The organism is Trueperella abortisuis (genome assembly GCF_030811095.1).
In the GTDB taxonomy this organism is placed as follows: domain Bacteria; phylum Actinomycetota; class Actinomycetes; order Actinomycetales; family Actinomycetaceae; genus Trueperella; species Trueperella abortisuis.
Map to the genome: position 1 here is coordinate 1 of NZ_JAUSQL010000001.1, position 13,511 is coordinate 13,511.

Genomic DNA, 13,511 nt, shown 5'->3' on the forward strand with positions numbered 1-13,511 from the left:
GCTCACCGCCCCAAGTTGTTTCGATGTTGTTTAAACAACTTCGAAACAACTTCCGGCCCGCGCGGCGCCCCGAAACACCCCTAAAACCGTGATATTCCGCAGAAAACAAAGTTGTTTCAGGTTGTTTTCAAGTTGTTTGAGTTGTTTGCCGGCCGCCGGAGCCGCGCCGGCCGCCTGCCAGCCGCAACCCTAGCGCAAACCGCCACTCGACGCCGTCGAATGCCCCTACCGAGCAACCCACCGAGTATTAGGGCCGCGTTGCGGGCCCTCCGGGTCAATCATGGCCACACCCTGGCTGCGCAGTCCGCGCAGAAGCTTGGTGACGTCGCGAACGTCCATTTTGAGCTGACTCGCTATCTCACGCGCCATAAGGGCCGACCCTTGCTCGAGATGTCCTCGCACCCACTTTTCAGCTTCGCCCAGCGTAGCCCCTACGTTGCTGACGTTGAACAACGCGCGGCACTGCTCCGTCAGGCGCCACTCTTCGACGTGATCTCCAATCTTGTCAATGACGCCGGCACCCGTTAGCCAATCCACGATCTCGTGAGTCTCAAGCTTGTTCGTCTGAAGCTCCTCGGTCAGGGTTTTCCACACGATCCCCGGATGATCCACAAGGTAGCGCACGACGATTAACGCATTGACCGATCCGCGCAGGTCCACACCCAGTTGGTACGCGACTGCTGCCAACCCTCGCACGAAAGCAACATCGGGCTCGCCGGAATCCAGTGTCACGGAAACGGAGAACTCAGACGGCTCCACGACCGGCGCCCTCCGGCCACTCGCCAGCATCGACACCCACATGCGGTCAAAGCCGCGCGAGGATTCCTCAGCTAACCCCAATCTCCGCGCCCCGTTCATGAGGGTCGGGTTGCGCGGCACGGAGCGTGTCGTCAGCAGGTTTTTCTCGCTCACCTCGGCTGGAAATCCGCCCGGGGAGATGACAGTCAACGTGCGCGGGGTTTGTTTGATCACGATAGGGTCAACCGCAACCCAGTCCCGGTGCAGAAGCGCGTTCGATACCACCTCGTCCACTGCTTGGCGCGGGAAGGACGGTATCGGGACTTCCTGGCCGCCCCCAAAATCCACACGCGCTACCTCCTGGCTGGCATGTGACTCGATAAGCGTCTGAATCTCGGCGAAGAGCCCGACCAGCGGGAGATCCCGTTCTTCCACCCGCGGCTCGCCACCCTGGACCGGGTAGTACAAGTGCCGAACTGCCATATTCCGGGCGGTCGAGCGCGCGAAGAAGATTTCGCCGGCCATCAGGAGCTTCCCATTCCGATCCACAAGCCCGAGCTCGCGCAGGAGTCCATGGTTTGTCTCCGGGATCACCGACGATCCCATCGCGGCCCTCTTCGTGCGCAACAACTGGCGCGCGTTCTCAAGCGCCGCCAGCTCAAGTTCCTCCTCACCAATCTCTGCCACTTTCGCGGTGACGTCGGGGTTTCGGCGCTCCCACTCGAGCCGCCGCAATCTCTCCCCCTTCAGCACCTGACACTCAGTACCCGACCTGTACCAGGCCTCGCCCTTCGATCGCGCATACACCTGCAACGGGTGGGGGATCCTGATGAGCAGAAGCCGCTTGCCTTGCACGTAGAATTCGTCGACGTCGACGGCCAGGTTCGGGTCCGTCCCGTTGAATACCTTCCGCCGTATCCAGTCCGCGTCACGGCTAGTGCCCGAGAGAGCCTCGGGGCCGCCCACGTCGTCTTTGATTCCGAGCACGACGTACGAATCCTCGTCATTTCCGTTAGCCATGCACACCGTCGCCTTAAGAATCATCGAGATCAGCTGGGCATCATCGTTCCCTCTCCCAGATCGGGCCGTCATTGGATCTTCTTTGAAATCGAGGGTCTGGCTCTCCTGCGAGTCGGCGGTCTTTCCACCTTCCATAATCGCGAGCAGGGCTGAACTGACCACATCCGGAAGGTTGAGGGAAGACAGCTGCGAGGACAGCGTTGACTCAGACATGTCACCAGCATACCCCAAGTTGTTTCGATGTTGTTTAAACAACTTCGAAACAACTTCCGGCCCGCACGACGCCCCGGAACACCCCTAAAACCGCGATATTCCGCGGAAAACAAAGTTGTTTCAGGTTGTTTTCAAGTTGTTTGAGTTGTTTGCCGGCCGCCGGCCCACGACAGCCCCGAACAGCGCGCCCCTACCTGCCAGTGCGCCGCAGCAGCACCACCGTTTCGAAGTGGTCCGTATGCGGGAACATGTCCACCACCTGCGCTTTCGCCACTTCGTAGCCGCCCATCGCCGCCACGTCCTTCGCCAGCGAACTCACGTTACACGACGAGTACAGCACCGTGCCCACCCCCGACCGCGCGATCCACGCCGCCAGCTCCGGCCCGATCCCGCGCCTTGGCGGATTCACGACGACGACGTCCGGGCGCTCGTCCTGCTCCTCCGCCCACGTCCTCGCGTCCGCGACGACGAAGCGCGCCTCGCCCAGCGCGCCGGCCGCGGCCATCTTCTTCGCCGACTCCCTTGCCGCCTCGACGGCCTGCTCCTGCGTCTCGACGCCGACCACGCTCATCCCCGCCCGCGAAAGCGCCAGCGCAAACCCGCCGACCCCGCAGTACAGGTCCCACGCCGTCGTCGGCCCGGCAGCTACCCGCCCGGGCGCATCCGCGCCAGCACCGGCCAGCTCGGTCACCCATTCCACGGCCCGCGAGTACAGCACCTGCGCGGCCTCAGTGTTGGTCTGGAAGAACGACTTTGGGCGCAGGTTCAGGCTCAGCTCCGCGCCTGCCACGTCGAGCCGCATCGGCAGTTCAGACTCCTCCGAGATGAGGATCTCCTCCTCGCCCTCGATCACGGCCTTGTGCTCGGGTTGGACGTTGAGCGAAACCACCCACGCCGCCGGCACCAACTCCCGCAGGCGCTCCAGCTTCTTGAACAGCATCCCTTGCACGCCACGACGCCGCGCGACGAAGCGGATCATCAGTTCCCCGCTCGGCGACTCGGTGACGATCACGAATTTCAAAACCCCGCGGTCGCTGGCCACATCGTAGGGCTGGAACCCGCACTCGCTCACGAACTGGGCCAGCGCTGGGGTGGCGAGTTGGATGCCGGGCGTGGGAAGGGGGCAGTCGCGCAGGTCCTGGCCGCCCTTCGGCCCCAGGATCCCGAGCCGCGGTCGCGCGGCCGTGCCCGTCACCACCAGTTTGACCTTGTTGCGGAAGGCCTCCCGCCCCGACGCCCACGGTTCCAGCCAGTCTCCGCCCATGTAGGGCGCCAGCGCTTCCTCGGCGCGTGCCTGCTTGGCCACCAGCTGCTGATCCTGCGGAACCTCGATCAGCGTGCAGGACCGACAAAGCCCCTGGTCGTGGTAGTGGCACTCGAGGGGTGTCTCGGTTACGGCGTCGCGGACGGGAAGGGGAAATCGCATGCCTCCCATCCTACCGCCCCGACCACCGGCCGCCGCCCTCAGCCAGCCTCCACAGCCGCGAGCCCGCGGCCCGACCACCGGGCGCCGCCCTCCTGACCGCCCGCCGCTGGCCTCACCGTTCGCCGCGCCGCTTGGCCCGCCGCGTCGGCGTCGCCGTCAGCGGATCCTCAGGCCACGGATGACGCGGATAGCGCCCGCGCATCTCGGCCCGCACCTGCAGGTAGGGCCCCTCCCAGAACGACGCCAGATCCTGGGTGATCGCCAGCGGCCGCTGGGCGGGGGAGAGTAGCTCGAGCGTCACCGGCACCCCGGCCAGCTTCGGCGTGGCCGTCCACCCGAAGCACTCCTGGAGCCGTAGCCGCACGGTCGGCCGGCCGCTCGAATAATCCACCTTCGCGCTCCCCGTAGGGGTGGCGATTCGTTCCGGGGCGAGCTCGTCCAGCCGTGCGGCCTGCGGCCACGGAAGCAGCGCCCGCAATCCGGCCAGCAGGTCCGGCTTCCCAGCGCCGAGCAGCGGGGTCAGCCAGTCGTCGACGCGCGCGGCCAGCGCCTCGTCGGACACGTCGGGCCAGGGTTCCCCCACGGCGTCGCGGACGAATGCCAGCCGTTCCCGAAGCGCGGTTGCCGCCGCCGGCCAGTCCAGCACCCCGACGCCGGCCCGCGCGACCTCCCGCGCCCGCGCGCTCGCCACCTGCTCTTTCGTGAGGCGAACCGGCTCGCGCCCCAGTTCGATGGCCCCCAGGCTCCGCACTCGCACGCCCTTGACGTTCATGGCGCGCACCTCGGTCTCCACCCGTTCGCTCACGCCCGGCCCGTACGTCAGGGCGTCCTCCGGCGTCACCGGCACGGCCGCCCTTATCACCGCATCCGCGCGCCCCTGCGCCTCACCCAGCTCCGCGACCGCCAGCCACTCCTGGCCCTCCAGCGGCGAGCCGTCCTCCAGCACCGCCCCCGCGCCGTTCGCCAGCACGTATCCGCGCCCGCGCCGACGCGCCACCCACTGCGGGTAGGCCAGCACGACGACGACGGCGAGCTCCTCGTCCACGCCCGCCCGGCTTGCACCCGACCCGGCTCCCGCAGGTGCGCCGCCCATCCGGCCGCCGGCCGAGCCCACGATCTCACCCGCCAGCGCGCGGAGCCGTTTTGCCTCCCGGGCCCACTCGCGGTCGCTGCCCGCTCGGCGCAGCTGCGCCGCCAGGTCCGCCCCGGGGATGCGTGGAGCCAGCGATAGCAGCGCGACCACCTCAGATGCTCGCCGGGCGCCCACGATCTCGGCGCCCTCCACCAGGGCGCGCCCGAGTTGCGGGGAGAGCGGCATGCCGGCCAGTAGCCGCCCGCGCGTCGTGATCGAACTGGAGCGGTCCACGGCGCCGATCGCCTCCAGCGTGCGGCGCGCCGCCTCGCCGGCCGCGGGCTTGGGGTAGTCGAGTAGCCGCAGGCCGGCCATCCCTGGGTTGCCCCACGCGGCGGCCTGCAGGCTCGCCCCCGTCACGTCGCCGACCAGGATCTCCGGCTGCGAAAACTCCACCGCCCGCGCGTAGCTCAGGCAGCGCCACGCCCTGCCCGGCCCCTCACGCCCGGCCCTGCCGGCGCGCTGATCTAGCCTCGCCCGCGACGCATGCACGGTCACCAGCCCCGAGATTCCCGTGCGCGGGTCGAAGCGCGGCTCGCGGGCCAGCCCGGCGTCGACGACGGCGCGCACACCCGGAACCGTGAGCGACGACTCCGCCAGGGACGTGGCCAAGATGATCCGATCCTCCCCGCCGGCAAGCACGCGGTCCTGTTCCTTGGCCGGCATCGACCCGTGCAGGGCCAGCACTGGTAGCGGCGCACCCGCGAGCAGCGCGCGCATCTTCTCGATCTCGCCCACGCCCGGCAAGAAGACCAGCACGGAGCCGGCCCGCCCCGTTCCCGCGTCGGCCCGTCCGGCGCCCGCAGCCCACTGCGCCGCCTCCCCGACCACGCGCGCCACGTGTGCGAGGAAGTCCCGGCTGACCACCACCCCGTGGCCCACGTCCGTCAGCGCTCGCGGCCCGAGTCGCTCCTCGATTTGCACCGGGTGGATCGCCCCGGGTATGTCCACGACCGTGCCACCCATCAGCTCCGCGAAGCGTCCGGCCTCCAGGGTCGCCGACATCGCCACCAGCCGAAGGTCGGGCCGCAGCGTGTCCTGCACGTCGAGGAGGAAGGCCGTGGCGAGGTCGGTATCGAGGTCACGCTCATGGATCTCGTCCACAATCACCGCGCCCACACCGGCCAGCTCCGGATCGTTCTGCAGCATTCTCAGCATGACGCCCGGCGTCACCATCTCCACCCGGCTGCCCGGCGTCGTCTGCCCGCGCACCCGGAACCCCACCTGCCGCCCCACCGGCTCGCCCAGGAGGTAGGCGATGCGTCGGGCCGCTGCCCGCGCCGCCACCCGCCTCGGCTGCACGACGACGACCTTACCCGCCGCGCCCCGACGCGCGGTGCCGGCCCCGCCCAGCTCTACCGGCACGGTCCCGGCCACGACGCTTGCCATCAGCACCGGCACCAGCATCGTCTTACCCGAACCGGGAGGGGCCGTGATCACGATGTTGCCGCGCTGGCGCGCGATGTCGGCCAGCCCGCGCGCGACGGGCAGGTCCGGCAGGTTCGCAAGCAGCCGCTCCACGCGCTCTGGCGCCCCGCCCACTAGCGCCCGGCGAGCGTGTCCAGCAGCGCCAGCGTCGTCGCCTTCACCTCGTCAGCCGAATGGCCCTGGTCGAGCAGCTTGAGGCCCGCGTCAAGGATCGAGCGGGTCATCTGGGCGTTGACAACCGCATCATCCGGCGTCACCTTGCGCCACAGCCCCACGATGCTCCGCCCGAGTTCGCGGTGGAAGTTGAGCACGGCGTCGGAGCGGGCCTGAATCTCCGTCCCCGACGGCGCCGCGTCCTTCTTTCCGCGCCCAAGCCCAGCCTTGACCACGTCAATCAGCCACTGGTGGCCGGCCTCCGCGCCGATGTCGAGGGTGATCTCCACGAGCGTGCGCAGCTGTTCGTATGGTTCCGCGTCCACCTCGAGCGCCGCGTCCAACCGTGCTGCCAGCCAGGGATATAGCGTTCGAGCACGAGCAGGCGCAGGTCGTCGATCGACTCCACGTAGCGGTACACCGAGTTGCGCGCGATCCCCGCCCGAGGCCACGGCCCCCGCCGTCAGCGCCGCCGGCCCGTCCCCGCGCAGAATCTCTTCGGCACAATCCACCAGCTTGGTAAACATCATCGAGTGATGTTCCTTCACGGAGGGAGCTAGAATCTTCGGACTCATGTTCTTTCTTTCACGACGACGGTTCCCTCTAGTTTAACCCACCCGCGCCCCGCCGGCAGGGACCATCGCGCAGTTGGCTCACCCGCCTGGCACGCCAACTGCCGCGGCGGGCTATTCGACCTTCGCCCGCCTACGCTCTGCCACTCCCTCGACCAGCCGATACAGGATCGGCAAGAGGATCAGGGTCAGCAACGTTGACGTGATAAGCCCGCCGATCACCGTGATTGCCAGCGGCGTTGAGATGAACCCGGTCGAGGAGGACAGCCCCAGCGCCATCGGGATCATCGCCACGATCGTCGCCAGCGACGTCATCGCCACCGGCCGAACGCGCCGCATCGCGCCGTCGTGAACCGCGCTTGCCAGGTCCATGCCCTGCTCGCGGTACTGGTTGATGAGGTCCACCATCACCACCGCGTTCGTCACCACGATGCCGGCCAGCATGAGCAGGCCGATCATCGCCGACATATCCAGCGCCGTGCCCGTCATCAGGAGCGCGAGGACAGAGCCGATTGCCGCGAACGGTATCGCAACCAGCAACAACGCGGGCTGGAGCAGCGAGCGGAAGATCCACACCAGGACCACGTAGATCAGTAGCACCGCGGCCGCGAGCGCCAGGGCGAGCTGGCTGAATGATTCCGCCAGCTGCTGGGAGGCCCCGCCCATCGACGTCGTCGTCCCGTCCGGCAGGTCCAGCCCGTCCACCGTCTCCCGTACCGCGTCGGTCGCGTGCCCGAGGTTATCGGTGTCGACGGGCGTGGCCGACACCGTCGTCGTTGTTTGTCCATTCATCGTCACGATCGTCGGCAGGGAGTCCACTTCATCGACCGTCGCGAATGCCTCGAGCGGCTGGCCGAGGATCGTCATTGCGCGCAACTCGTCGATGGTGGTGACCGGGTCGTCGATCGAGATGTAGATCGAGGTGTCGACGTTATCGATGGTGATCTGCCCGATCTTCGGCTCCACCATCTGGGCCGCTATCATGCCGACCACGTCGTTCTCCGTCAGCCCCACGGCCGCGGCGGCGTCACGGTTGACGTTCACTTGCACCGCCGGGGTGATCGCGCTGGCGTTGTGCTCGGCACGTTTGATCTCGGATAGCTGGGATAGGGCGTCGTTGATCCGCTCGGTCGCCTCGGACAGCGCCTGGGGCGTGGGGGCCGTGACGTTGACGTCGATCGTGCCCGATCCCAACATCGACTGAGCCGAGCTGGAGGTGGTGCCCTCGCCGGTCACGGAGTCGCCGGCCGCCACGATCGCGTCGGTCAGGCTCGTGATGTCGGCCTCCTCGTCCACCGCGATCATGTACATGATCGAGTCGCCCGAGCGGCCCGAGCCGCCCATCGCCATCGGGCTCGAGCCGATCGTCGCCGCAGTCGACTCCACGCCCTTAACCGCCGAGATCTTTTCCTCGGTGGCATCCGCCTGTGCCACCTTCGCCTCCATCGACGCCCCCGGCGTCGTGGTCTGCGCGATTGTCACGGTGCCCTCATTTGTGCCGCCCAGCAGGTTGATCTTCAAGAGCGGGAACAGCGCCGCCGCGACGGCCAGGATCGCCACCGCCGCCACCAGCGTGATCGCCGGATGCTTCTGGGTGGTGCGCAGCGCCGGCTCGTAGGCGCGGTGCAGCCAGTAGCGCCTCTCCTTGTCCTGCGCACGACGCCGGAACTCCTCCGCCTCGCCTGCGGCCGCCGCTGCCACCGCCTCCTTCGACGGGCGCAGGAACCAGTACGCCAGCACCGGAACGATCGTCAGCGCGACCAGCAGCGACGCCGCCAACGCGATGACCACCGTGAAGGCGAAGGGCCGGAACAGTTCGCCCACCATGCCCGGCACCAGGCCCACCGGCACGAACACGATGAAGGACACCACGGTCGATGCCGTGATCGCAGAGGCCACTTCGCGCACCGCATCAAGGATCGCCTCACGCTTGGGCTTGCCGTACTCGAGGTGCCGTTTGATGTTTTCGATGACGACGATCGAATCGTCTACCACGCGCCCGATCGACAGGGTCAGCGCGGCGAGGGTGAGCATGTTGAGCGAGTAGCCGCCCACGAGCATCCCGATGAATCCGACCAGCAGCGAGAGCGGGATCGACAGCGCCGTCACCAGCGTGGAGCGGATCGAGGTCAGGAAGATGAGGATCACGACCACCGCGAACACCAGGCCAAGCAGGCCCTCCTGCGCGAGGGACTCGATCGAGCCGGTGATGAAGGGCGCCTGCGTGAAGAGGGTGGTGAAGTGGGTGTTGCTGCCGACGGAGGGCGCAAGCTCGTCGAAGACGTCGGTGACCCGGTCGGTGACCTGGACGATGTTGGCGTTCGCCGTGGGGAAGACGACGATGCCGAGCGCGGATTCGCCGTCGATCCGGCCGACCATCTGGGCGGGGGCCTGGGCGAGGCGCACCTCGGCGATGTCCGAGAGCGGGTAGACGGTTGCCGGCTGACCCGGCTGGGCCTCGCCCGCCACCACGGGGATCTGGCGCAGGGCCTCGACCGAGTCGATCTCCTGGCCCACCGTCACGTCGCGGGACTCATCTCCCTGCACGAGCGACCCCACCGGCACGGACAGCCCGTTGTCCTCGAGGGCCTGCTGGACGGCGTCGGCGGATATGCCGAGCTCGGCGATGCGGGCCTGGTCAAGCGTGATGGAAACCCGCTGCTCCGGGGCGCCAAGCAGCTGAACCGACGCAACGCCCTCCTCCTGTTCGATCGCGGGGACGACGGTGGAGCGCAGGCGCTGAGCCACCTCGAGCGGGTCACCGTCCGAGGTCACCGCCACGTAGGCGAGCGGAATGTCGGACGTTCCCCCGGAGACGACGTCGTAGGTGAGGTTGTCGGGGAAGTTCATCTTCGCTCGCGAGATCGACTGCTCCACACGGTTGGCTGCGCGGGCGATGTCCGTGCCGTAGTCGAGCTCGATAGTGACGATCGAGACGGAAGAGCGGGAGGTGGTGGAGGTGTCCGAGACCTCGGCGATCGTGGAAACCTGCTGCTCGATGGGGACGGAAACGCGGTCACGCATCTGCTCGGACGTCGCGCCCGGGGAGGTGGCCACGACGTTGATGACCGGCAGCTCCACGCGCGGGATGAGCTCCTGGCGCAGGGTGGCGAGAGCGAAGATCCCCAGCACAAAAATCACGGTCGAGACAAGGGCGACGAAAGGGCGGTTCTTCAGGGAACCTTCTGCGAGTCTAAACATTTTCCCCGGATCAGTAGGCCAACGCTACGAGCCTAGGGAAGGGTGGCGGGCGGTGCCAGCGTGTCCTCTCACAGAGAAGCGCCGCAGAGTTGCCGAGGGCGCGTTTTCGGCGGGGGACGCCGCGGCTAGGGGCTAGGGGCGCTCCGTCTCCCGCTCGAGCCGGGAGGTGGGGCCGGCGAGGATGATAAGGTCGCCCGACTCGAGGGTGTCCGCATCGCGGGCGGTGCGGAAGTTGCCCTCCCCCGCGCTGGACGGCGATGATCTCCAGGCCAGTCTTCTTGGCGTTGACCTCGCCCACGGTCTTGCCCAGCAGGCGGGCGGGCGGGGTTGCCGCGGCCACGGAAAAGCCGTGGGTGAACTCGAGGTAGTCCTCCACCTCGTTGCGGATGAGGTGGGCGACCCGCTTGCCCATGTCGATCTCGGGGCGCACGATGTGGTTGACCCCGATCTGGGCGAGCAGGGTGGCGTGCGACTCCTTCGACGCCTTCGCCCACACGTCCGGCACCCCCATGGTCACCACGGCAGACGCGGCGAGCACCGAGGCCTCCACGTGTGAGCCGATGGCGATAATGACGCGGGATGCCTCGTCCACCCCGAGCTGGCGAAGCGCCTCGGGGTTGGTGGCGTCCGCGTGAACGATGTGGTCGAACTGGGTGGACAGCTCCTGGACGACATCCCTGTCGGAGTCCACGCACAGCACCTCCACGCCGCTGTTCTCCAATTCCGTGGCAAGCGCCCGGCCAAAACGGCCGAGGCCGAGGACGACGACGGCGCCATCGTCGTTGTTGCGATGAGCAAAGATGTTAGCCAATGGCAGGCCTTTCTTCGGGATACTCGTAGAGCCGGTTGGTCACCTTCCCGGCGAGGGTGGTGGCGAGGCCGAGGGGGCCCACGCGGCCGGCGAACATGAGAAAGATGAGGACGAGTTGGGCATAACGCGGCAGACTCGGCGTGATGCCCGTCGATAGGCCCACCGTACCGAAAGCGGAGGTAGTTTCAAAAAGCACCTGGTCAAGCGTGAAACCGGGCGAGAGCGCGAGGATGAGGAACGTTGCGCCCACCACGAGGCCGACGGCCGCGAACGTCACCGAAAGCGCCTGGCCGATCACGCGCCGGGAGAGGGTGCGCCCGCGCGCGGTGACGACCCGGCGTCCCCGCGCCTCCGCCCCGATCGTGGCGACGAGGACGCCAAGAGTGGTGATCTTGATGCCGCCCGCGGTGCCGCCACTGCCCGCGCCGATGAACATGAGGACGTCGGTGCCGAGCAGCGTCTGGGGGCGGGCCTGGGCGTAGTCGATCGCGTTGAAGCCGGCAGTGCGCGGGCTGACGGCGGCGAAGAAGGCGTTGAGGAGGCGACCGGGAGTGTCGAAGCCCGCCAGCACGCCGTTCCACTCGGTGAGCATGAGCGCCACGCCGCCGACGATCAGCACCACCGTGCCCATCCAGGTGAACACAGCGGTCAGCGACCAGCGCCGGCGCCGGTACTTCGGCGTGCGCAGGCGCCGGTAGGTCTCGAGCAGGACGGGAAAGCCCAGGCCGCCGACGATCAGCCCGAAGCTGAGGGGCAGGAGCACGAGGCCGTCGGCGGCGAAGCCCATGACGTTGTCCGAGTACAGGGCGAAGCCGGCGTTGTTGAAGGATGTGATCGAGTGGAAGAGGCCCTCCCACGCGGCACGCGCCCAGCTGTAGCCGTAGCCGAGGCGGAAGCGCAGGGTGAGGAAAACGAAGATGATGGCCTCGATGGCGAGCGTGAAGACGACCGTGGCGTTGACGATCCAGCGCACGTCGCCCAGGTTGCCGCGGCCCTCCGCGCCGGCACTCAGCCGCCGGCGCAACCCGAGGCGGGCGCCTAGCAGTATCGACAGCAGGCAGGCCACCGTCATGATCCCCAGGCCACCGAACTGGACGAGCATCATGATGACACCCTGGCCGAAGGGGGTCCACGCCGTCGCCGTGTCGAGGGTGATGAGGCCGGTCAGGCACACCGAGGAGGTGGCCGTGAAAAGGGCGTCAAGAATCGCCACGGGTGGCCCGGCGGAGGCCCACGGCGTGGCAAGCAGGATCGTGCCGATCACGATCAGGCTCAAGAAACTCAGTGCTACTGCGCTTGCCGGGCGCAGACGACGCAAGTGATGCACGAGGACAGCGTAAGCCCCCGCACGTCGTGACGACTAGTTCCGTGATCGGATCCTCCTTCGGCTCCCCGCGTGACCGGCCACGTCGTGCCCGGCGCAACATTTCGTTCCGCGCGGGGAGTTGATAATAATGAGGTATGGATTTCATGGAGTGGGCCCTACAGCAGACCTCCCAGCACCCCCGGCTGGCCAATTCCCTGGTCACGGCGAATGGGGACTGGCTGGATGTGCTCCTCGACGACGGGCGCACCTTCCGCTTCCGCCCCGGCGCCCTCATCCGGCGCGACGCCCCGCTTGAGCAGCGCACCGAGCTTCTCGACCGCCTCATCGGCATCGGCATCGACGGCGCCGAGGCCGCCACCGTCAGCGAGCCCGGCCGCGCCGGCGAGGACGGCGACCCCAGCCCGGACCTCTTCTCTTCCGACGATGCGGACGGCTCCTACGAGCCCTCCGGCGCCAGCCACCCGGACTACCCGACGGACTACACGGACGGCGAGGGCCCGATCGTCCCGATCGTGCGCTCTGCGGACTACTTTCTCCCAGCCACCCCGGGCGCCGACTCGATCGTCTACATCCCGCTCACGGCGTTCCTCGCCGTCGGGATCGCCCGCGACTACCCGGACACGATCCAGCCTATCTACTACGAGCAGCTAGAGGACTCCCGCGAGATCGGGGAGATCATGAGCGACGCCGTCATGGCGCTGCGTTTCATGACGAACGATACCCAGCAGTCGGTGGAGATCGGGATCACGGAAATCGCGGGCGCCGAGGTGATGACGTTCCTGCAGCCGCCGAACTACGAACTGTCCTGGTTCGCGGACCTCGACATGATCCAGCAGGTCGCCGAACGCATCAGCGAGCGCCGCCCCGACGACATCCCGCTGTTCATCCCCGCCTCGCGCACGAAGCTCTTCATCGTCTTCGCAGACGACCCGCACCTGGCCGACTTCTTCAAGCTGCTCCTCGCCCAGCGCAACTCCGAGGACGCGATCTACCCCCTGCCCCACACCGTCGCCGCGGACGGTTGGCTCGAATGGCAACCCTTCCCCGGCTCCGAGCTGGCGGAGGTGCTCGGCGCGCTGCGCAACTACTTCCGGCAGAAGATCTACACCGCCCAGGAGGACATGATGCGCCAGTGGCCGGCGTTCGGGAAGGTCAAGGCCTTCCTGCCGCGGCGGCTGGCCAGCGGCGAGCGGGTCTCCGCCGCCACGTGGGACGCCATCGACACCCACGGCTCCATCCCCCACACCGACTTCATCACTTTCACCCGCTCGCCCCACCCGTGGGAGGCGGTGCCGGCCGTCAACATCACGGTTCGCACGCACGTCGCCCGCGAGATCTGGCCCGCCGGCATCGTCGAGGACGACACGGTCTGGCCCCCACGCTACGGCGTCACGGGTTTCCCCGATGAGGAGACCCTGCGCAAGCTTCGGGATGCCGCCGACCGGCGCTTCTAGCGCCGGTCGGCGCCCCGGGATCTGATCCTTGAGGCG

Annotated in this window: 8 protein-coding genes; 1 reads left to right on the forward strand and 7 read right to left on the reverse strand. The window is 67.8% G+C overall.

All coding sequences use genetic code 11. The features are described from left to right. Window positions 1–225: 225 nt before the first annotated feature. The 7 genes from J2S45_RS00005 to J2S45_RS00035 form a co-directional block, all read right to left on the reverse strand. The gene (locus tag J2S45_RS00005; RefSeq protein WP_307634107.1) at window positions 226–1,971 is read right to left on the reverse strand and encodes an RNA-binding domain-containing protein; all 1,746 of its coding nucleotides are present in this window, start codon (window positions 1,969–1,971) and stop codon (window positions 226–228) included. 190 nt (window positions 1,972–2,161) lie between these two features. Beyond that, a complete protein-coding gene (locus J2S45_RS00010; protein ID WP_307634108.1) occupies window positions 2,162–3,397 on the reverse strand; it encodes a methyltransferase domain-containing protein in 1,236 nt (411 codons plus the stop codon). A gap of 112 nt (window positions 3,398–3,509) precedes the next feature. Beyond that, window positions 3,510–6,050 carry an ATP-dependent helicase HrpB gene (gene hrpB / locus J2S45_RS00015; protein ID WP_307634109.1) on the reverse strand — a complete coding sequence of 847 codons (2,541 nt, stop codon included), beginning with the start codon at window positions 6,048–6,050 and terminating at the stop codon, window positions 3,510–3,512. A gap of 20 nt (window positions 6,051–6,070) precedes the next feature. After that, on the reverse strand, window positions 6,071–6,685 hold the full coding sequence (locus J2S45_RS00020; protein ID WP_307634110.1) for a hypothetical protein: 615 nt from the start codon (window positions 6,683–6,685) through the stop codon (window positions 6,071–6,073). A 111-nt stretch (window positions 6,686–6,796) separates the two neighbouring features. Further along, the gene (locus tag J2S45_RS00025; protein ID WP_307634111.1) at window positions 6,797–9,883 is read right to left on the reverse strand and encodes an efflux RND transporter permease subunit; all 3,087 of its coding nucleotides are present in this window, start codon (window positions 9,881–9,883) and stop codon (window positions 6,797–6,799) included. A gap of 10 nt (window positions 9,884–9,893) precedes the next feature. Continuing rightward, window positions 9,894–10,694 (reverse strand): potassium channel family protein, encoded by an 801-nt coding sequence (locus tag J2S45_RS00030; RefSeq protein WP_307634112.1) that lies wholly within the window; start codon window positions 10,692–10,694, stop codon window positions 9,894–9,896. Next, window positions 10,687–12,021, reverse strand: a complete 1,335-nt coding sequence (locus tag J2S45_RS00035) for a TrkH family potassium uptake protein (protein WP_407702438.1) — start codon at window positions 12,019–12,021, stop codon at window positions 10,687–10,689. Before J2S45_RS00035 ends, J2S45_RS00030 begins: the two co-directional genes overlap by 8 nt. Window positions 12,022–12,155: 134 nt before the next feature. Between J2S45_RS00035 and J2S45_RS00040 the strand changes: the two genes are divergently transcribed. Beyond that, the gene (locus tag J2S45_RS00040) at window positions 12,156–13,475 is read left to right on the forward strand and encodes a hypothetical protein (protein WP_307634114.1); all 1,320 of its coding nucleotides are present in this window, start codon (window positions 12,156–12,158) and stop codon (window positions 13,473–13,475) included. Window positions 13,476–13,511 lie beyond the last annotated feature (36 nt).